The 19,922-nt window shown below is 70.7% G+C and carries 13 protein-coding genes and 3 tRNA genes; 6 read left to right on the top strand and 10 right to left on the bottom strand.

Annotated elements, in window-relative coordinates; all coding sequences use genetic code 11:
- Window positions 1-12: 12 nt before the first annotated feature.
- The 4 genes from JF597_RS45500 to JF597_RS45515 all read right to left on the bottom strand — a co-directional run bounded on the left by JF597_RS45500 (window position 13) and on the right by JF597_RS45515 (window position 2,963).
- Window positions 13-1,068 (bottom strand): hypothetical protein, encoded by a 1,056-nt coding sequence (locus tag JF597_RS45500; RefSeq protein WP_294010927.1) that lies wholly within the window; start codon window positions 1,066-1,068, stop codon window positions 13-15.
- 1,481 nt (window positions 1,069-2,549) lie between these two features.
- A tRNA-Ile gene (locus tag JF597_RS45505) sits at window positions 2,550-2,623 on the bottom strand.
- A 189-nt stretch (window positions 2,624-2,812) separates the two neighbouring features.
- Window positions 2,813-2,885: transfer RNA gene (locus tag JF597_RS45510), tRNA-Asn, on the bottom strand.
- 5 nt (window positions 2,886-2,890) lie between these two features.
- Window positions 2,891-2,963: transfer RNA gene (locus JF597_RS45515), tRNA-Asn, on the bottom strand.
- A gap of 132 nt (window positions 2,964-3,095) precedes the next feature.
- Here JF597_RS45515 and JF597_RS45520 point away from each other — a divergent pair.
- The 4 genes from JF597_RS45520 to JF597_RS45535 all read left to right on the top strand — a co-directional run bounded on the left by JF597_RS45520 (window position 3,096) and on the right by JF597_RS45535 (window position 8,865).
- Complete coding sequence (locus tag JF597_RS45520) at window positions 3,096-3,401, top strand: YtxH domain-containing protein (protein WP_294010929.1); 306 nt, start codon at window positions 3,096-3,098, stop codon at window positions 3,399-3,401.
- 183 nt (window positions 3,402-3,584) lie between these two features.
- A complete protein-coding gene (locus JF597_RS45525; RefSeq protein WP_294010931.1) occupies window positions 3,585-5,039 on the top strand; it encodes an FGGY family carbohydrate kinase in 1,455 nt (484 codons plus the stop codon).
- Between the two features lie 164 nt (window positions 5,040-5,203).
- Window positions 5,204-6,937 carry an ABC transporter ATP-binding protein gene (locus JF597_RS45530; protein ID WP_294010933.1) on the top strand — a complete coding sequence of 578 codons (1,734 nt, stop codon included), beginning with the start codon at window positions 5,204-5,206 and terminating at the stop codon, window positions 6,935-6,937.
- The gene (locus JF597_RS45535) at window positions 6,937-8,865 is read left to right on the top strand and encodes an ABC transporter ATP-binding protein (protein ID WP_294010935.1); all 1,929 of its coding nucleotides are present in this window, start codon (window positions 6,937-6,939) and stop codon (window positions 8,863-8,865) included. Before JF597_RS45530 ends, JF597_RS45535 begins: the two co-directional genes overlap by 1 nt.
- Window positions 8,866-9,093: 228 nt before the next feature.
- Here JF597_RS45535 and JF597_RS45540 read toward each other — a convergent pair whose 3' ends face one another.
- The 5 genes from JF597_RS45540 to JF597_RS45560 form a co-directional block, all read right to left on the bottom strand.
- Entirely contained in the window at window positions 9,094-10,392 is a 1,299-nt protein-coding gene (locus JF597_RS45540; RefSeq protein WP_294010937.1) for an RNA polymerase sigma factor, read from the bottom strand.
- A gap of 104 nt (window positions 10,393-10,496) precedes the next feature.
- Entirely contained in the window at window positions 10,497-12,416 is a 1,920-nt protein-coding gene (gene dnaG, locus JF597_RS45545; protein WP_294010939.1) for a DNA primase, read from the bottom strand.
- A gap of 131 nt (window positions 12,417-12,547) precedes the next feature.
- Window positions 12,548-13,810 (bottom strand): FAD-dependent oxidoreductase, encoded by a 1,263-nt coding sequence (locus JF597_RS45550; RefSeq protein WP_294010941.1) that lies wholly within the window; start codon window positions 13,808-13,810, stop codon window positions 12,548-12,550.
- A 148-nt stretch (window positions 13,811-13,958) separates the two neighbouring features.
- The gene (locus JF597_RS45555) at window positions 13,959-15,239 is read right to left on the bottom strand and encodes a deoxyguanosinetriphosphate triphosphohydrolase (RefSeq protein ID WP_294010943.1); all 1,281 of its coding nucleotides are present in this window, start codon (window positions 15,237-15,239) and stop codon (window positions 13,959-13,961) included.
- A gap of 236 nt (window positions 15,240-15,475) precedes the next feature.
- On the bottom strand, window positions 15,476-16,210 hold the full coding sequence (locus JF597_RS45560) for a sirohydrochlorin chelatase (RefSeq protein WP_294010945.1): 735 nt from the start codon (window positions 16,208-16,210) through the stop codon (window positions 15,476-15,478).
- A 164-nt stretch (window positions 16,211-16,374) separates the two neighbouring features.
- On the opposite strand from JF597_RS45560, the gene JF597_RS45565 reads away from it, so the two are divergent.
- On the top strand, window positions 16,375-17,055 hold the full coding sequence (locus JF597_RS45565; protein WP_294010947.1) for an ElyC/SanA/YdcF family protein: 681 nt from the start codon (window positions 16,375-16,377) through the stop codon (window positions 17,053-17,055).
- 501 nt (window positions 17,056-17,556) lie between these two features.
- Here JF597_RS45565 and JF597_RS45570 read toward each other — a convergent pair.
- Window positions 17,557-17,991 (bottom strand): gamma-glutamylcyclotransferase family protein, encoded by a 435-nt coding sequence (locus tag JF597_RS45570; protein ID WP_294010950.1) that lies wholly within the window; start codon window positions 17,989-17,991, stop codon window positions 17,557-17,559.
- Between the two features lie 138 nt (window positions 17,992-18,129).
- Here JF597_RS45570 and JF597_RS45575 point away from each other — a divergent pair, with 138 nt between their 5' ends.
- Entirely contained in the window at window positions 18,130-19,773 is a 1,644-nt protein-coding gene (locus JF597_RS45575; protein ID WP_294010952.1) for a M4 family metallopeptidase, read from the top strand.
- Window positions 19,774-19,922 lie beyond the last annotated feature (149 nt).

The following is a 19,922-nucleotide window of genomic DNA, read 5'->3' on the forward strand; positions in this document are numbered from 1 at the left end:
CCGGGTATGGCGTCACTGCGGTTCTGCAGCCAGCGTCGCGTGAAGGCGGAGAAGTTCCCCGACCTGCTCGGGGGGGCGGCGGCCGAAGCCGCATTCCGTGGCGATCCCGAAGTGCGGTAGGTGGGCGCGTGCGGTACGGATACGACGACGGGTTCCTTCAGCGCCGTCTGTGAAGTGGACCAGGCCGAGGTAGATGGTGGTGCCTGGGGCGTCCAGGGCGGCGAGGGGCTGGAAGTAGGCGTCGTCGTGCCGGTCACGCGGGACGGCCATGTGGACGTAGTCGACCCGGCGCCCGGCGGAGGCGACCGCTGCGTTGGCCATCGTCACCGAGACGGTCAGGTCCTCGGGCTCCTTGATGTGCCGGTGCCCCAGGTCGGCGTAGCAGAAGTGATAGCCGAGGCGGACGTTCTCCGGCACCTCGGCCGCTATTCGCCGACACCAGCCGGTGAAGCGTTCGAGTGCGTTGCCCTGCGGGGCGAAGGGGAAGACGCCCTCAAGATCGAGCAGTTCCATACAGACGTCGAACTGAATGGACAACTCGTCGTCCGGGATGGCCAGCGTCAGCTTCCGTATCTCACGGATGAGCGCTCTCTCGTAGGCGGGTACCACTTGCTCGAGATCGGCCGGAGTGGTCATGAAGAACATCAGCGTCGCGCTCCATGGGAACGGCAGACAGACCTGGAAGCGGACATGCTGAGGGATCCGACCCGAGTCTTTGAGCTCCCGGAAGGTCAGGTAGGAGCTGAGGGCGGCGCCGGCGTACCGGAGGTCCTCGAATCGCAGGTCGGTCACGCCGGGCTTCACACGAAACTGCCAATGATCGCCGGGCGACGCGGGTATCCACTGCTCCTCTCCGTCCACAGTGGCAGGCCGTTGCACCGAGTCCAGTTGCGGATGCATGTAGTACGTACGGAGGGCTAGGAAGTTGATCCACTGGTGCCGGTCGGCGGGCTCACCGTCCGGCAGTGCCGCGACGTGGTCGCCGATCAGCTCACCAGCGGTGCTGAGTACCTCCTCGGCGTTGGCCAGCGGGACGCTGCCGACAAGAAGTACAGGAGTGTGTGACACAAGAGCTCCCGCTCCGTTTGAGGGATAACACGCTTCGTTTATATGTCAATCACTTTGTTAAGGACAAGAGATTCAGAGCCGATCGCGAACATCCTCGATGGGTGTCTCAATTTGGCGGGTCTGGCGCATACTTGATGGTGACTTTAGGTAACCATTGGCGATCATGGTCTCGTTAGGGACGTCGACTCCCTTGGTGCGACGCTGATTTCCGGGCTGTCGGGAGTGGCGATCCGGGGGAGATACGGACGGCGACGACGCGGTCGACACGGCTCGCTCCGGGTGTCGCGGTTCCGTGTCCGGTGTGCGGGATGCCGACGATAAAGGCGCACAGGTTCGTCGACCAAGGAGGAACGGTCGAAGGCTTGACCCGGCTCATTGAGGCACCGTTGCCGCGTGGCCCGCGGAACTGTGCGGTAGTGGGCCACGTTTGCACCCCAACGGATCGGTCACTCCCACGCCGCGATGCCGGCTCTGCTGCGTGAACTTGTATGGAGCGGAGTCGACCCGCGGCGGCATTCTTCGGGAACTGGCGAGAGTACCGTGATAAGTCCGAACATCCGGCAGTTGGAGAAGGAAACTGCCGAGCTACGGCGGGCGAACGAGATCCTCAAGGCTGCGGCTGCTTTTTCGCAGCGGAACTCGCCCCTTCCGCTGCGCGGATTCCCTTCATCGACCCCCATCGTCCGCCTGCAGCGCGGTCGGTGCCTGCCTGATACTGGGCTTCCCCCGAAATCCAGCGGATCCACCAGGCCGACCACCGAGTTTACGGGGCACGTCTGACCCCCACCGCAGCGCGAGGGCATACCAGTGCCCCCTTTGCACGGTCGAGCGCCTAGCGTGGACCGAGGGCCCGGCTGGGATGGCGCGGGCCGCAAGATCCGCACCACCGTGCCAGGCAAGGACGGCCGACGCGCAGGCGACCCGGTCAATCGCGACTTCCATGCGCCGGGCCCACCGGCCGTGGGTGGCGGCCTTCACCTACGTGCCTTGCCGGGCCGGCACCGTTTACACCGCGTTCTGCCGCCGATACCTTTCCCGCCGGATTCCGGGCCGGCAGGCATCGACGAACAGGCACACCCGCCTGGTCCCGGACATGGCCGACCCAGCTCCCGACGATCGGCCTCAGGCCGTAAAGCTCACGCGGTGCCGGCGAGCACCGAGCTTCTGACCGACCCGACAGCCTGGCGGTCATCCCGCCATGGCCTGAGCCGTCACCAGACACCCAGGGGTCACCGGTCGACACCGCTGCCGGATCCTCGCGTCCAGCCAGCGTCCGGAATTCGACACCCAGACGCTCGCACAGCCCACCCACGACGCCATCCTCCAGCCGCAGGCCGAGACGTCTGCGCAGGCCAAAGGGATCCCAACGCAGACTGACAGCCACAGAGTTGAACTCGCGGGCAGCGGATTCAGCCCCGCAGCCCAAAGTCCCGCATCCTCACGCCAGATGAGACATTTTTGCAGGTCAAAGACCTGCACAGTGGGGCGGGTGGGACTCGAACCCACGGCCGACGGATTATGAGTCCGCTGCTCTAACCGGCTGAGCTACCGCCCCATAGCGGCGTGTCGCGTACAAGTGTGCGCGCCGTCTGCCGCAGCATAGCCGCTCATACGATCTCCTGCTTCGGCTGGTCGGCGAACTGCGACGTTCACGACCTTGAGGACATCGACGCAGGCCCGGCGGTTCCCGCGGACGCGCAACGGACATGAAAAAGGACCCCCGCAGGGGTCCTCGTTCAGCATGCTCCCCCGACTGGACTCGAACCAGTAACCTGCCGGTTAACAGCCGGCTGCTCTGCCAATTGAGCTACGGAGGACCGAGCTCCCCCGACTGGACTCGAACCAGTAACCTGCCGGTTAACAGCCGGCTGCTCTGCCAATTGAGCTACGGAGGAATGCCTCGTTGCATCGAACGTACCTTCCTGGGTATTCGCCAGGGGGCGCCCGCTCGCTGCGACACATACATTAGCGCAAGCAGGGGGGTGCTCCGCCAATCGGTACTCCCCCACGTCGGAAGGGTGGCCGCCATGCGCTACAAGCTCACGTTCGTCGTCGGGCTCGCTCTGGGTTACGTGCTCGGCACGCGAGCCGGACGCGAGCGCTACGAACAGCTGAAGAAGTCGGCCCGCCAGGTGGCCCAGAACCCAGCCGTCCGCAACACCGCCGAGACCGCCGCCCAGCAGGGTCGCGTCTACGCCGGCAAGGCGATCCACTCGGTGAGCGAGAAGGTCGGCGACCGCATGCCCGACTCGGTCGCGGCCCGGGTCCGGTCCCTGCGCGAACGCAACACCGACGGAGCAGTCGGCGACGACTGGGGTACCAGCAACACCTGACAGCGCTTTCCGGAGAGCCGGGCAGCCCGTCCGACCTGGGCGCGGGACTGTATCGAGGTGCGGCTCCGCCGCGTGCGGGCGAGCGGCCCCCACTCGCCCGCGCCCGCCGTACGACACAGGGCACCCACCCCAGAAGACGCCCGTCGGCCGAACCACAGCGGCGCGTGCGGCAGAATTTCGGTCATGGGGATAGTCGCCGGGTTGGACAGCTCACCCGATTTCACTCGCATCGTGGTCTGCGACACGGACACGGGTGCGGTGCTCCGCCAGGGGTACGCACCGCACCCGGTCGACACGCCGGACGGCGCGGCGCGCCCCAGTGACGTCGACCCGCAGGCCTGGCTGCTCTCCCTCGGCGAGGCGGCCGGCGGCGGGCTCCTGGAGGGCGTGCAGGCCATCGGCGTGTCCGCGCAGCAGAACGCGGTGATCCCGCTGGACGCCCAGGGCAACACCGTCCGCCCCGCGATGGTCGGCGGCGACAAGCGCGCCCAGGTCGCGGCCGCCGATCTCATCGACGCGCTGGGCGGCCGGGAGGCCTGGGCGCAGGCGGTGGGTACCCTGCCGCAGGCCGCGCACCCCGTCACCAAGCTGCGCTGGCTGGCGAAGACCGAGCCGGAGAACGCCCGCCGGACCGCCGTACTGCTGCAGGCCCACGACTGGCTGGTGTGGCAGCTGCTCGGCCGGCCGGTCAGGAGGACCACCGATCGCGGCGGGGCCTCCGGGACCGGGTACTGGTCGGCGGCCACCGGCGGTTACCGGCCCGACCTCGTCGAACTCGCCCTGGGGCACCAGGCGATGCTGCCCGAGGTGATCGGGCCGTCCGACGCGGCCGGTACCACGCCGGAGGGGCTGCTGATCTCGGCCGGGACCGGCGAGACCATGGCCGCCGCCTTCGGTCTCGGGCTCGGGTTCGGGGACGCCGTGGTCTCGCTCGGCGCCTCGGGGTCGGTGATGGCCGTGCACACCGAGGCGCTCGCCGACACCTCCGGGATGATCACCTCGCTCGCCGACGCCACCGGCATGCACCTGCCGGTCCTCACCACGCTCAACGCGGTACGGGCCCTGCGCGGCACCGCCGAGCTGCTCGGGCTGGCCGATCTGGAGGCCCTCTCCGACCTGGCGATGAAGTCCACGCCCGGCTCGCACGGGCTGGTCATGCTGCCGTATCTGGAGGGTGAGCGGACGCCGAACCTGCCGCACACCGCCGGCACGCTGGCCGGGCTGCGGCGGGAGTCGATGAAGGCCGAGCATCTCGCGCGGGCCGCCTTCGAGGGCATGCTCTGCGGGCTCGCCGACGCGCTGGACGTGCTGCGCGGCCGGGGTGTCGAGGTACGGCGGATCTTCCTGCTGGGGCAGGCCGCCGAGCTGCCGGCCGTACAGGCGGCGGCGCCGATGCTGTTCGGCACCCAGGTCGTCGTACCGCAGCCGGCGGACTACGCGGCGATCGGGGCCGCCCGGCAGGCGGCCTGGGCGCTCGGGGTCTCACAGGGGACGCTGGACCCGCGTACCCCGCCGGTGTGGCAGGGCGCGGCCGCGCAGGTGCTGGAGCCCGGGGACGAGCTGGCGGTCGGGCAGGCGGTGCGGCAGCAGTTCGTCTCGGTGCGGGAGCAGACCCATCCAGGGGCGTTCCGGGCGTAACCCCCGCGAAGCGTACGTCCGCGTCCCTCGGCGTTCGTCCGCTGTCGGGTTAATCGGTTGAGGTAACGCGGGTGGAGTGTCGGACGATAGGGGCCTAGGGCAAACACCCCGCCCACCGGGCGGGCGACCCCGCCCACCCCACCGCCGACTCCGAGAGACGTAGCGTGCTCATACGACTTCTGCGGACCTACCTCAGGCCCTACAGGAAACCCATCTCCATCCTGGTGCTGCTGCAGTTCCTGCAGACCTGCGCCACTCTCTACCTGCCCACGCTCAACGCGCACATCATCGACAACGGCGTCGTGAAGGGTGACACGGATTACATCCTGACGTTCGGCGCCCTGATGATCGGCATCTCGCTCGCTCAGGTGGTGTGCAACGTCGGTGCCGTCTACTACGGCGCCAGGACCGCGTCCGCGCTCGGCCGGGACGTGCGTGCCGCCGTCTTCGACCGCGTGCAGTCCTTCTCCTCGCGTGAGGTGGGTCACTTCGGGGCGCCCTCGCTCATCACCCGTACGACCAACGACGTACAGCAGGTCCAGATGCTGGTCCTGATGGCGTTCACCCTGATGGCGTCGGCGCCCATCATGTGTGTCGGCGGCATCGTGCTCGCCCTCGGCCTGGACGTTCCGCTCTCCGGGGTGCTGGTCGCCGTCGTACCCGTGCTCGGCATCTCCGTGACCCTGATCGTGCGGCGGCTGCGCCCGCTGTTCCGGGCCATGCAGGTGCGGCTCGACACGGTGAACCGGGTGCTGCGCGAGCAGATCACCGGCAACCGGGTGATCCGCGCGTTCGTCCGCGACGAGTACGAGCAGGGCCGGTTCGGCAAGGCCAACAAGGACCTGACGGACATGCAGCTGGCCACCGGCAACATGCTCGCCCTGATGTTCCCGATCGTCATGACGACGGTGAACGTGTCGTCGATCGCGGTGGTCTGGTTCGGCGCCCACCGCATCGACAGCGGCGGCATGGCGATCGGTGACCTGACCGCCTTCCTCGCCTACCTCATGCAGATCGTGATGTCCGTGATGATGGCCACCTTCATGTTCATGATGGTGCCGCGCGCGGAGGTCTGCGCCGAGCGCATCGAGGAGGTGCTGGACACCGAGTCCAGCGTCGTCCCGCCGCTCGCGCCGGTCACCGAGCTGCGCCGGCACGGCCATCTGGAGATCAGGGGCGCCGGGTTCCGCTATCCGGGTGCCGAGGAGCCGGTGCTCAAGGCCGTCGACCTGGTCGCCCGGCCCGGCGAGGTGACCGCCGTGATCGGGTCCACCGGCAGCGGCAAGTCCACCCTGCTCGGGCTGGTCGCGCGCCTCTTCGACGCCACGGACGGCTCCGTCCTCGTGGACGGCGAGGACGTCTCGGGCCTCGACCCGAAGCTGCTCGCGCAGACGGTCGGCATGGTCCCGCAGAAGCCGTACCTGTTCGCCGGCACCGTGGCGACCAACCTGCGCTACGGCAACCCGGACGCCACCGACGAGGAACTGTGGCACGCGCTGGAGGTGGCGCAGGCCAAGGGCTTCGTGGAGAAGCTGGAGGGCGGGCTGAACGCGCCCATCGCCCAGGGCGGTACGAACGTCTCCGGCGGTCAGCGTCAGCGCCTCGCCATCGCCCGGACGCTCGTGCAGCGCCCGGAGATCTACCTCTTCGACGACTCCTTCTCCGCCCTCGACTACGCGACCGACGCCGCCCTGCGCGCCGCGCTCGCCCAGGAGACGGCCGAGGCGACCGTCGTCATCGTCGCCCAGCGGGTGGCGACCATCAGAGACGCCGACCGGATCGTCGTCCTCGACGAGGGACGCGTCGTCGGCACCGGCCGCCACCACGAACTCATGGCCGGCAACGAGACCTACCGGGAGATCGTGCTCTCCCAGCTCACGGAAGCGGAGGCTGCCTGATGGCCGGGCCCATGGGACGCATGATGGGCGGGGGCGGCCCCGACCAGCGCTCGATGGACTTCAAGAACTCGGGCAAACGGCTCCTCGCCCGGTTCAAACCCGAACGGCTCACGATCTACCTGCTGCTGTTCTGCGTGGTCGCGAGCGTCGCCCTCAACGTGATCGGCCCGAAGATCCTCGGCCGGGCCACCGACCTGGTCTTCGCCGGTGTCATCGGCAAGCAGATGCCGGCCGGGGCCACCAAGGAACAGGTCCTGGCGGGCATGCGCGAGCGCGGCCAGGGGACCGTCGCCGACATGCTCAAGAGCACCGACTTCACGCCGGGCAAGGGCATCGACTTCGACCAGGTCGGCAGTGTCCTGCTGTTCGCGCTCTGCACCTACGTCGTCGCCGGCCTGCTGATGGCGGTGGCGACCCGGCTCGTCAACCGGTCCGTCAACCGCACGATGTACCGGCTGCGCGAGGACGTCCAGGCGAAGCTGTCCCGGCTGCCGCTCTCCTACTTCGACAAGCGGCAGCGCGGCGAGGTGCTCTCCCGCGCCACCAACGACATCGACAACATCGGCCAGACCCTCCAGCAGTCGATGGGCCAGCTCATCAACTCGCTGCTCACCATCATCGGCGTGCTCGCGGTGATGTTCTGGGTGTCCTGGATCCTGGCGCTGGTGGCCCTGGTCACCGTGCCGCTGTCCTTCCTGGTCGCGACCCGCATCGGCAAGCGCTCGCAGCCGCACTTCGTGCAGCAGTGGCGCTCCACCGGCAAGCTGAACGCCCACGTCGAGGAGATGTACACCGGGCACACCCTGGTGAAGGTGTTCGGCCGGCAGGAGGAGTCGGCGCAGCAGTTCGCCGAGCAGAACGAGGCGCTGTACGAGGCCGGGTTCAAGGCGCAGTTCAACAGCGGCATCATGCAGCCGCTGATGATGTTCGTGTCGAACCTGAACTACGTGCTGGTGGCCGTGGTAGGCGGTCTGCGGGTCGCCTCCGGCGCCCTGTCCATCGGTGACGTCCAGGCCTTCATCCAGTACTCCCGGCAGTTCTCGATGCCGCTGACCCAGGTCGCCTCCATGGCCAACCTGGTGCAGTCCGGGGTCGCCTCCGCCGAGCGGATCTTCGAACTCCTCGACGCGGAGGAGCAGGAGGCCGACCCGGTTCCCGGCGAGCGCCCCGCCGAACTGCGCGGCCGGGTCGCCCTGGAGCACGTCTCCTTCCGCTACGACCCGGAGAAGCCGCTCATCGAGGACCTCTCCCTCACGGTGGAGCCGGGCCACACGGTCGCGATCGTCGGCCCGACCGGCGCCGGCAAGACCACGCTGGTCAACCTCCTCATGCGGTTCTACGACGTCTCCGGCGGCCGGATCACCCTCGACGGGGTCGACATCACCCGCATGTCCCGGGACGAACTCCGCGCCGGCATCGGCATGGTGCTTCAGGACACCTGGCTGTTCGGCGGCTCCATCGCGGAGAACATCGCGTACGGCGCGGCCCGCGAGGTCACCCGGGGCGAGATCGAGGAGGCGGCACGGGCCGCCCACGCCGACCGGTTCGTCCGGACCCTGCCCGACGGCTACGACACGGTCATCGACGACGAGGGCACGGGGGTCAGCGCCGGTGAGAAGCAGCTCATCACCATCGCGCGCGCCTTCCTGTCCGACCCGACGATCCTCGTCCTCGACGAAGCGACGTCGTCGGTCGACACCCGTACCGAGGTCCTGATCCAGAAGGCGATGGCCAAACTGGCGGACGGGCGGACGTCGTTCGTGATCGCGCACCGCCTTTCGACGATCCGGGACGCGGACACCATCCTCGTGATGGAGAACGGCTCGATCGTGGAACAGGGCGCGCACGCCGAGCTGCTGGCCGCGGACGGGGCGTACGCGCGGCTGTACAAGGCGCAGTTCGCGCAGGCGGTGGCCGAGGTGGACTGAGCGGGTGCGGTGCGCTGTGGGCGCGGGCGGGGGATTCACCCACCCGCGCTTGCGGGGTGCCTCCCCCAGCCTTCGGCCGGGGGGACCCCCAGCGCCCACCCGTGCCGCCCCAGCGGCACGACTGCCCGCGGCTGGATGAACGACACGGCGGGGCAGCGCCCCGTAAGGGGCGCTGGGAAGGCTGGGGGAGGAACTGCGCGACCAGCCCCCACGCACCCGCAGCCGGCGTCAGTCCAGGTAACCCCGAAGCTGATCCGCAAATGCATGGTCCCGGAGCTTGTTCAAGGTCTTGGACTCGATCTGGCGAATTCGCTCCCGCGTCACACCGAAAATCCGCCCTATCTCCTCCAGCGTCCGAGGCCGCCCGTCGGCCAGGCCGTACCGCAGCTGGACGACCTTCCGCTCCCGCTCCCCGAGCGTGGACAGCACCGCCTCCAGGTGCTCCCGCAGCAGCAGGAACGCCGCCGACTCGACCGGGCTCGCCGCGTCGCCGTCCTCGATGAGGTCACCGAGGGCGACGTCGTCCTCCTCGCCCACCGGGGCGTGCAGGGACACCGGCTCCTGGGCGAGGCGGAGTACCTCACCCACCCGCTCCGGCGCCAGGTCCAGGTGCGCGGCGACCTCGTCCGGCGTCGGCTCGTGGCCCCGCTCCTGGAGCATCCGGCGCTGGACCCGGACGACGCGGTTGATCAGCTCCACCACGTGCACGGGGACGCGGATCGTGCGGGCCTGGTCGGCGAGGGCCCGGGACATGGCCTGGCGGATCCACCAGGTCGCGTACGTGGAGAACTTGTAGCCGCGGGCGTAGTCGAACTTCTCCACGGCGCGGATCAGCCCGAGGTTGCCCTCCTGCACCAGGTCGAGCATGGTCAGGCCGCGGCCGACGTACCGTTTCGCGACCGACACCACCAGCCGCAGGTTCGCCTCGATGAGGCGGCGCTTGGCCATCCGGCCCATGACGACCAGCCGGTCCAGGTCCAGCGCCAGCTCGCTGTCGAGGTCGGGGGTGCTGCCCAGCTTCTCCTCGGCGAACAGGCCGGCCTCGACGCGGCGGGCGAGTTCGACCTCCTCGGCGGCGGTGAGCAGCGGGATGCGGCCGATCTCACGCAGGTACTGGCGGAACAGGTCGGAGGAGGGCCCGGCGGTGTCGGCGCGGGCGGCGGCCCGCGGCTCGGCGGGCTCGGGCTCGGGCTCCGCGTCGGGGGCATCGGCCGCGAGTTCCTCGGGAGCCGGGCCGTCCGGCTCGGTCTCGGGGTGCAGCGCGGCCCGGCTCTGCGGTGGTACGCCGGCATGGCCGCCGCTGTCGGCTTCCGGCTCGTCCGTGAGCGTGCTGCTGTCTGTCTGGGTCAGGGTCTGGGTCTGCACGGGGGCGACCTCCTGGATGATCGCTGCCAGGGGGTACGGCAGCGGTACTTCGGGGGCGGAGACGACGGCCTCGCCGCTGTCCGTCCCGTACGCGACGAGTGGAACGGCGGGGGTGTGGGACCCGTCCGGGACGGGCCGGCCGCGCTCCGAGGACTCAGGCACCGCACCCCAGTGTGGGGTAAGACACATCGCCGCCACGAGGGGCGTGCGGTGACTTTTTGCGTCCGGTCCGTGACCGCGCGGTTATCCTGCCGGCCGGCCGGGGCTCAGAGGGCGGCGGGACCCTGCTCGCGCAGCGCCTGCCCGTACTGCTGGAGCACCCACAACTCGTTCTGCACGGCGGCGAGTTGGGCAGGGTCGCCGCCGTTGCCGAGGCGGGTGAGGGTGATCTGGATCTCGTGGATACGCCGGTCGACGGCGCGGCGGCGGACGGTCACGAGTTGCTCGCCCGCGTAGTTCTCGTCGACCGTGCGGCGCATGATCGCCTCGACGGCGAGTTCGGTGACCATCGCCCGGACCGTGTCGTCGGCGGCGGCCTCGCGGACGCGGACCAGGTACTCCTGCGGGTCCTGCACGCCGTACTCGGCGCCGCCCGCCTCCATGATGGTCCGGCGTACGGCCGCGTAGGGCTCGGCGGTGAACTCGTCGATGCCATAGGCGTCGAAGGCCGGGGAGACCAGCTCGGGGCGCTGGAGGGCGAGCTTCAGCAGCTCGCGCTCGGTGGCGTAGACGGCGTTGCGCAGGTTGAGGGCGGGCCCGGAGACGGCGGGGCGGGCCGCGCCGGAGCCGTACGACGGCTGCTGCGGGCCGCGCGCCGGGCCGCCGGCCCCCCTGCCACCGCCGCCGCCCTTCTCGCGGGCCCAACGGGCCAGCTGGGCGACCCGCTTCACCACGAACTGGGTGTCGAGGATGCCGAGCATGCCGGCGAGCTGGACGGCGACCTCGTGCTGGGCGCCGCTGTTCTTGATCCGGGCGACGACCGGCGCCGCCTCGTCCAGTGCGGCCGCGCGGCCCGCCGGGGTGTCCAGGTCGTAGCGGGCGACGATCTGGCGGAGCGCGAACTCGAAGAGCGGGGTGCGGGGTTCGGTCAGGTCGGCGACCGCCTCGTCGCCCTTGGCCAGGCGCAGCTCGCAGGGGTCCATGCCGTCGGGGGCGATGGCGATGTACGTCTCGGCGGCGAACTTCTGGTCGTCCTCGAAGGCGCGCAGGGCCGCCTTCTGCCCGGCCGCGTCGCCGTCGAAGGTGAAGATCACGCGGGCGCTGCCGTTGTCCATCAGGAGCCGGCGCAGGATCTTGATGTGGTCGCCGCCGAAGGCCGTGCCGCAGGTGGCGATCGCGGTCGTCACCCCGGCCAGGTGGCAGGCCATGACGTCGGTGTAGCCCTCGACCACGACCGCGCGGCTGGCCTTCGCGATGTGCTGCTTGGCGAGGTCGATGCCGTACAAGACCTGGGACTTCTTGTAGATCGCGGTATCGGGCGTGTTGAGGTACTTGGGCCCGTTGTCCGCCTCGTAGAGCTTGCGGGCGCCGAAGCCGACGACCTCGCCGCCGATGTCCCGGATCGGCCACATCAGGCGGCCGCGGAAGCGGTCGATGGGCCCGCGCCGTCCCTCCTGGGACAGCCCCGACAGCAGCAGCTCCTTGTCGGTGAAGCCCTGGCCGCGCAGGTAGCGGGTGAGGTGGTCCCAGCCCTGCGGGCTGTAGCCGACGCCGAAGTGCACGGCGGCGGCCTGGTCGAAGCCGCGCTCGGCGAGGAAGACCCGGCCGGTCTCGGCCTCGGGGCTGGTCGCGAGCTGCTCCGCGTACCAGGCGGCGGCGATCTTGTGCGCCTCCACCAGGCGGATGCGCTCGCCGCGCTGGTGGGAGGGGTTGTAGCCGCCCTCCTCGTAGCGCAGGGTGATGCCGGCGCGGGCGGCCAGCCGCTCGACCGCCTCCGAGAAGGAGAGGTGGTCGACCTTCATCACGAAGGTGAGGGTGTCGCCGCCCTCCTGGCAGCCGAAGCAGTGGAAGAGTCCCTTGCTCGGGCTGACCTGGAAGGACGGCGACTTCTCGTCGTGGAACGGGCACAGGCCCTTCAGGTTCCCGCCGCCCGCGTTGCGCAGCTGGAGGTACTCGGACACGACGGCGTCGATCGGGACCGCGTCCCGTACCGCCTTCACATCCTCGTCATTGATCCGTCCAGCCACGGATGAATTCTACGGTCACCGAAGCGCCCCGAAGGGGCGCTGGGGGTACCCCCGGCCGAAGGCTGGGGGAGGAACTGCGCGACCAGCCCCCACGCACCCGCACCCGCGAGACGACAGAACCCCGCAGCCCCTTAGGCGAGCGAATCCAACGGCACATGCGGATCCGCCAAGGCATCCGTGTCCACCACCGCCCGCGCGGTGATCAGCCGCTGGATCGGCTCTGTGACATCCCACACGTTCACGTTCATCCCGGCCAGCACCCGCCCCTCCTTCACCCAGAACGCGATGAACTCCCGCTTCCCCGCGTCCCCCCGGATCACCACCTGGTCGTACGACCCGGGCGGCGCCCACCCGCTGTACTCCATGCCCAGGTCGTACTGGTCGGTGAAGAAGTAGGGCACCCGGTCGTAGGCGAGGTCCTGCCCCAGCATCGAGCGGGCCGCGGCCGGGCCGCCGTTCAGCGCGTTGGCCCAGTGCTCCACGCGGAGCCTCGTGTCGAACAGCGCGTGCGGGAACGCGGCCACGTCGCCGGCCGCGTAGATGTCCGGGTCGGACGTCCGCAGCCGTTCGTCGACGACGATGCCGCCGCCGTCGGCCCGGTCGGCCAGCTCCAGCCCGGCCGCCTCGGCCAGCCCGACCCGCGGCGCCGCGCCGATCGCCGCGAGGACGTCGTGCGCCGGGTGCTCCTCGCCGTCGTCGGTGCGCGCGGCCAGCACCATGCCGTCCTGGCCGACGATCTCGGTGAGCCGTACCCCGAAGCGGAACCGGACGCCGTGCTCCTGGTGCAGCTGGGCGAAGACGTTGCCCAGTTCGGGCCCGAGCACGCTGTGCAGCGGGGTCTGGCCGTGCTCGATGACGGTGACCTCGGCGCCGTACGTCCGGGCGGCCGCCGCGACCTCCAGGCCGATCCAGCCGGCGCCCGCGATGACGAGGTGCCCGTTGTCCCGGCCGAGCGCGGTGAGGACGCCCTTGAGGCGCTCGGCGTGCGCGAGGCGGCGCAGGTGGTGGACGCCGGCCAGGTCGGTGCCGGGGATGTCGAGGCGGCGCGGCTCCGCTCCGGTGGCGAGCAGCAGCTTGTCGTAGCGGACCAGCGTGCCGTCGTCGCCGAACCGGACGGTCTTGGCGGCGCGGTCGATGCGGTCCACGGTCTGGCCGAGGTGCAGTTCGATGTCGTGCTGCGCGTACCAGGCGGGCTCGTGCACGAAGACGCTGTCGCGTTCCGCCTTGCCGAGCAGGTAGCCCTTGGAGAGCGGCGGCCGCTCGTAGGGGTGGTCGCGCTCGTCGCAGATCAGTATCACCCGGCCGGTGAAGCCCTCGGCTCGGAGCGTCTCGGCCGCCTTCGCACCGGCGAGTCCGCCTCCGACGATGACGAATGTCTGGTCCGCGTCGACCACTTGATGCCTCCTCGTAAGGGTGCCGCCACATATGCCGCCCACATGCGCCGCACTGCGAGCCTCCCGCACGCAGCGTGATGCGGGAAGAGGGAGTGACCCCCGCTGACGCGATCATGACCCGATCAGGCGACAGAGAGTCACAAAGTGTTCACATACGTCCGGTCAGCCGCGCGTGCAGGGAGCGTGCGGAGGCGTCGGTGAGCGACGCGATCTGATCGACGATCACCCGTTTGCGGGCTTGGTCGTCGTCGGCCGCGTCGAACAGCGCCCGGAACTGCGGGTCGAGTCCGTCGGGGGCGCGGGCGGTGAGCGCCTCGGCGAGTTCCGCGACGACGACCCGCTGGTCGGCGCGGAGCCGCTCCTGCTCGGCGCGCTGCATGACGTACCGGTGGGCGATGGCCTTGAGCACCGCGCACTCCGTCCTGGCCTCGCGCGGTACGACGAGTTCGGCGCCGTAGCGGGTGAGCCGGCCGCTGCCGTACCGCTCGCGGGTGGCGCTCTCCGCGGCCAGGCAGAACCGGCCGATGAGCTGGCTGGTGGCGTCCTTGAGGCGGGCCTGGGCGACCGCGGTGCCGTCGTAGCCGTGCGGCCACCACTCCTCGTCCTGGAGCCGGTCGAGGGCGGCGGCGAGTTCGGCGGGGTCGGTGCCGGCGGGCACGTACAGGCGGACGGCGACGGCGAACACCTCCTGCCGCTCCGGCTCCGCGCGCAGGCTGCCGGGGTCGATGTGACCGGCGTGCAGGCCGTCCTCGACGTCGTGCACGGAGTAGGCGACGTCGTCCGACCAGTCCATGACCTGGGCCTCGAAGCAGGTACGGGTGCCGGGGGCCTCCTTGCGGACCCAGTCGAAGACGGGCCGGTCGTCCTCGTAGACGCCGAACTTGGGGGACGCCGGGTCGGTGGGGTGCGCGCCGCGCGGCCACGGGTACTTGGTGGCCGCGTCCAGGGCGGCGCGGGTGAGGTTGAGGCCGACGGAGCCCTCCGGGGTGAACCGCTTGGGCTCGATGCGGGTGAGGAGCCGCAGGGACTGGGCGTTGCCCTCGAAGCCGCCGCAGTCGTCCGCGAACTCGTTCAGCGCCTGCTCGCCGTTGTGCCCGAAGGGCGGGTGGCCGAGGTCGTGGGAGAGGCAGGCGGCCTCCACGAGGTCGGGGTCGCAGCCGAGGGCCGCGCCCAGCTCCCGGCCGACCTGGGCGCATTCGAGGGAGTGGGTGAGGCGGGTGCGGGGGCTGGCGTCCCACGCCTGGGTGGAGGCGCCGGGGGTGACGACCTGGGTCTTGCCGGCGAGTCTTCTCAGGGCGGCGGAGTGCAGGATGCGGGCGCGGTCGCGCTGGAAGGCGGTGCGGCCGGGGCGTTTGTCGGGTTCGGGGGCCCAGCGGTCGGCTGACGCCGGGTCGTAGGCCGAAGAGGGTGCGGGTGCGGTGCCTGCCATGGTTCGACAGTACGGGGCGGTAGTGACAAATGGGTGTTTGGTACGCCTACTGATCTGCCGGGTCGGGTTGCGTTTGCGGGTGCGCGTGCGGGGGGCTTGCCGCGCCCACGCGGCGGTAGCCGCAAATCAAACACAGCCCCGCGCCCCTTTTCGGGTCGGCCCGGTGGACCCGCCTTCTTGGGGGCGCGGGGAACTGCGCGACCAGCCCCCAGGCACCCGCAGCGGTCCACGCACCGCTAGGCGGCTGCCGTCACCGGTGTTGCCAGTGCCTGCTCGTAACGGTGGAGGACCAGCCCTGCCATCGCGTCGTGGGCCCCCAGGGGAGCCGCGGCGATCCACGGGGCGTGTGCCGCGCACTCGGTGGCGAAGCGGCCGGGGGCCGTGAAGTAGGAGGCGACGGCGATGTGGCGGCCGCCCCTCGCCCGCAGGGCGGTGACCGCCTCCGGGACCGTCGGGGCCGCTGCCGAGGCATAGGCCGGGAGGACCGGGACACCCAGGCGGGCGGCGAGGAGGCCGGCCATGCGGGTGGTGTCGACCCCGGCGTCGGGGTCCCGGGAACCCGCCGCCGCCAGGACCACGGCGCTCGCGGGCCTAGGGCGCCAGCCCGCCTCCAGCAGCCGGGCGTGCAGCGTGTCGGCCAGGAGGGGGTGCGGGCCCAGCGGGGCGGCGACGCGCGTACGGGCGCCGGCGGCGGCCGCGGTCTCCGGGATGTCCCGCTTGACGTGGTAGCCGCGGCCGAGCAGGAGCGGGACGAGGACGGCCTCGGTGTCCCCGAGGGCGGCGAGGGTGTCCGGCAGCAGCGGCTCGTTCAGTTCGATGTGACCGAGGTGCACGGGCAGGCCGGGCCGCAGCGCGCGCACCCGGTCCATGAGCGCCCGCACGGTGCTGAGCGCGCGCGGGTCGCGGCTGCCGTGGGCCACCAGGACCAGGGCGGGCGGGCCGGGGCGCGGGGAGAGGTCGGTCACCGTCATGCGAAGATCCTCGCCGGGCGAGGTTGCACGCCCGTTGCCTTACCGTCACGAGTCTTTTCCGGCGCTTCACGGCAGGGCCCCGCACCCTGTGAGCGAACCGGAACCTCCTGCGCTGCGTCCTCCATGGTCGAAGCCCACGGGGAGCACAAGGGGGGAACGAGCGTATGAGGATCCGCCGACCGCAGCTGCCCGAGACCCGTACCGGCCGGCGGCGCCTGGTGCAGGGCGTGATGGCCGCGTGCGTGCTGGCGCTGCTGCCCGCCACCTGGCTGTACGTCTCGACGGCCGGCCGGCTGCGCACGGTGGCGGACGTGCCGCGCGCCGACGTCGCGGTCGTCTTCGGCGCCGGCCTGTGGGACGGCGAGCCCTCGCCGTACCTCGCCAACCGCCTGAACGCGGCGGCGACGCTGTACGAGGAGGGCCGGGTCAAGGTCGTCCTCGTCACCGGCGACAACAGCCGGAAGGACTACGACGAGCCGGACGCCATGCGCACCTACCTGACCGGGCACGGCGTCCCCGGCAGCCGCATCGTCAGCGACTACGCCGGGTTCGACACCTGGGACTCGTGCGTCCGCGCGAAGAAGATCTTCGGCGTGGACCGGGCCGTACTGATCAGCCAGGGGTTCCACATCCGTCGGGCGGTGGCGCTGTGCGAGGCGGCGGGGGTGGAGTCGTACGGCGTCGGGGTCGACGCCAAGCACGACGTGACCTGGTACTACGGCGGCACGCGGGAGGTCTTCGCGGCCGGGAAGGCGGCCCTGGACGCGCTCTTCGAGCCGAACCCCCGGTTCCTCGGGAAGAAGGAACCGGGGGTGGCCGAGGCCCTGGCCGCGGCGGCGCGCTAGGTGTGCTGTCCCGGAGGCGCGGGTCCGTCGGTCGTCGCGTGACCGTCACCGGGCCGGTCGGGGGGGCCGGGGGGTTGGAGGCCGCCGTCGGGACTCCAGCGGCCGAGATCGCGGGTGCGGACCATGAAGCGGCCCCCGCCGAGGAACGGGTCGGGGCGTACCGTTCGGCCGACAAGGGTGGTTAATAAGCCAGTTGTTGTGCGGGTTCCGTGCCACGGGGACGGTGGCGGACCCGGGAGCCCGTCGGCCCGGGCGGGGCCGGTGCCCATGGCCGGCGGTCCGGTGGCTGGTTCTCACGATGGCTTTGACACCGCGGGGAGTTGACCGTTTCGGCCGTGCAACACGGGTCCGTCACGGGACGTAACACAGTGCAAGCACGCTGGTCGACGCGGAGACCGCCTCGACGCCCGCCCACCGCCCGTACCGCGCCCCGCGGTTCGGGACGGCCCTGTCGCCCCTGCCAACCGGGCGGGCGCCGAGGTCTCTGCGGGGGCAGCCCGGTCAGCCGTGGCCGAGCCAGTCGCCGGCGTGGATGCGCCGCCCGCCGGTGCGCAGTCTCCCGGCCACGACGGGGCCGGCGACGTACACCCAGGCCCGGACCGCGGCCCCGTCCCGCAGCCGTACGACGTCCCGCGCGACGCGTACGTACAGGCTCGCCGGGTCCTGGGGCACGCACTCCTCCAACGCGTCGAGTTCCACGAGGAGTCGGTCGTACGACTCGGGCCGCGCGGTGACGAGTTCGCCGCGCACCGCCGCCGGGCCGGGCTCCTCGACGGCGTAGGGATAGCCGGGTCCGTCGTAGAGCACCGCGCCGTCGAGGCGGCCGGGTTCCTCGGTCTCCGTCCGTCCCCGCAGGTAGGCGTCGTGGTTGACCTCGCCCGGGCGGAGCGTGCCGTAGACGAAGAACGGGAGGCGGCGGGGGTTCCGGGTGGTCACAGGAAGGATTCTGCACCCCCTCCACCTCCACACACATCTCCATGGAGGCGCTATGGACATGACATGTCACGCCCTCTTAAATCTCAGTCGTCATCAGCGCCACCCCCACGCCTTCGAGGCGCATCTCCGAGGAGACCGATGAGCCGGACACGGAACACCCGAGCCTCCCGTCTCGCCACGGCCGGCGTCGCCGCCACCACCGCGACCCTGCTGGCCGCCGCACTCTCCCCCGCCGCCCACGCCGACGCGAGACCGTCCCGGGCCACCGCGATCTCCAACGCGGCACAGGCACTCGTCCAGCACGCCACCGCCCTCGGCCTCACGTCCGCCGAGGGCACCTCGGTCCGCGACGTGATCGTGGACGGGAACGGCACCCAGCACGTCCGCTACGACCGCACCTACCGCGAACTCCCGGTCCTGGGAGGCGACTTCGTCGTCCACCTCAAGTCGGACGGCGCCTACCGCAGCGCCGACCGCGCGACCCGCGGCCGGATATCCCTGGCGTCGATCGTCCCCGACGTCTCCGCCCCGAAGGCCGCCGACCTCGCGGTCAACGCGCTGCGGGCGGCCAACCTCGGCGACGCGCTGAAGCAGGTGCAGGCCAAGCCGCAGCTGGTCGTCGACGCCCTGCACGGCACCCCGAAGCTCGCCTGGCGCACCAACGCCGTCGGCAAGGACTCGCTCGGCAACCCGGTCGCCCGCACGGTGCTGACGGACGCCCGCACCGGCGCCCAGATCGACGCCTGGGACAGCATCGAGACGGCGACCGGCGACGGCAAGTCGCTGTACAGCGGCACGGTCCCGCTGCAGACGACGCAGTCCGGCTCGACGTACAACCTGACGGACCCGACGCGCGGCAACACGTACACGGGCGACGCGGCGAACAAGACGGACCTGTGCATCTTCGGCATCTGCATCAGCCGGGCGCCGTCCACGGTGTTCACGGACGCCGACAACCACTGGGGCACGGGCGCCGCTTCGGACCGCTCCTCGGCCGCGGTCGACGCCCAGTACGGCACCAACGAGACCTGGGACTACTACAAGAACGTCCACGGCCGCAACGGCATCGCCGGCGACGGCAAGGGCTCGTACAACCGCGTCCACTACGGCAACAGCTACAACAACGCCTTCTGGGACGACAGCTGCTTCTGCATGACGTACGGCGACGGTGACGGGACGACCTTCGGCCCGCTGGTGGCGCTCGACGTGGCGGGCCACGAGATGACGCACGGCGTCACCTCGAAGACGGCCGCGCTGACGTACTCGGGCGAGTCCGGCGGCCTGAACGAGGCGACCTCCGACATCCTCGGCACGCTGGTGGAGTGGTACGCCAACAACTCCTCCGACCCCGGCGACTACCTGATCGGCGAGAAGATCGTCCGCTCCGGCTTCGGCAAGACGGCACTGCGATACATGGACCAGCCGTCGAAGGACGGGAGTTCTGCCGACTACTGGAGTTCGTCGGTGGGCAATCTGGACGTCCACTACTCCTCCGGCGTCGCGAACCACTTCGCGTACCTGCTCGCGGAGGGCAGCGGCGCGAAGACCATCAACGGCGTGAGCTACAACTCCCCGACGTACAACGGCTCGACGGTGACGGGAATCGGGAGGGACAAGCTGGGCGCCATCTGGTACCGCGCCCTGACGGTCTACATGACGTCCTCGACGAACTACGCGGGCGCCCGCACGGCGACCCTCAACGCGGCGAAGGACCTGTACGGCAACGGCAGTGCGGAGTACAACGCGGTGGCGGCGGCGTGGAGCGCGGTGAACGTGAACTGAGCGGCGGCCGGCGCGCATGAGTACGGCCGCCCCGGTGCTCCGGCATCCCGTGAACGAACCGGGGCGGCCGTCACATACACCCCAGACAACGGGGAATAGCGCAATTCAAGGAATCACGGAATCGTGACACCCGGGAATGCCGGACACTT

The organism is Streptomyces sp. (assembly GCF_019510245.1).
In the GTDB taxonomy this organism is placed as follows: domain Bacteria; phylum Actinomycetota; class Actinomycetes; order Streptomycetales; family Streptomycetaceae; genus Streptomyces.

What these genes read in the sequence shown, in the direction of transcription:
- JF597_RS45520 (WP_294010929.1), top strand. Translation starts at nt 3,096, where the DNA reads ATGCGCTACAAGCTCACGTTCGTCGTCGGGCTCGCTCTGGGTTACGTG.
- JF597_RS45575 (WP_294010952.1), top strand. Translation starts at nt 18,130, where the DNA reads ATGAGCCGGACACGGAACACCCGAGCCTCCCGTCTCGCCACGGCCGGC.
- JF597_RS45565 (WP_294010947.1), top strand. Translation starts at nt 16,375, where the DNA reads ATGAGGATCCGCCGACCGCAGCTGCCCGAGACCCGTACCGGCCGGCGG.
- JF597_RS45525 (WP_294010931.1), top strand. Translation starts at nt 3,585, where the DNA reads ATGGGGATAGTCGCCGGGTTGGACAGCTCACCCGATTTCACTCGCATC.
- JF597_RS45560 (WP_294010945.1), bottom strand. Translation starts at nt 16,210, where the DNA reads ATGACGGTGACCGACCTCTCCCCGCGCCCCGGCCCGCCCGCCCTGGTC.
- JF597_RS45555 (WP_294010943.1), bottom strand. Translation starts at nt 15,239, where the DNA reads ATGGCAGGCACCGCACCCGCACCCTCTTCGGCCTACGACCCGGCGTCA.
- JF597_RS45535 (WP_294010935.1), top strand. Translation starts at nt 6,937, where the DNA reads ATGGCCGGGCCCATGGGACGCATGATGGGCGGGGGCGGCCCCGACCAG.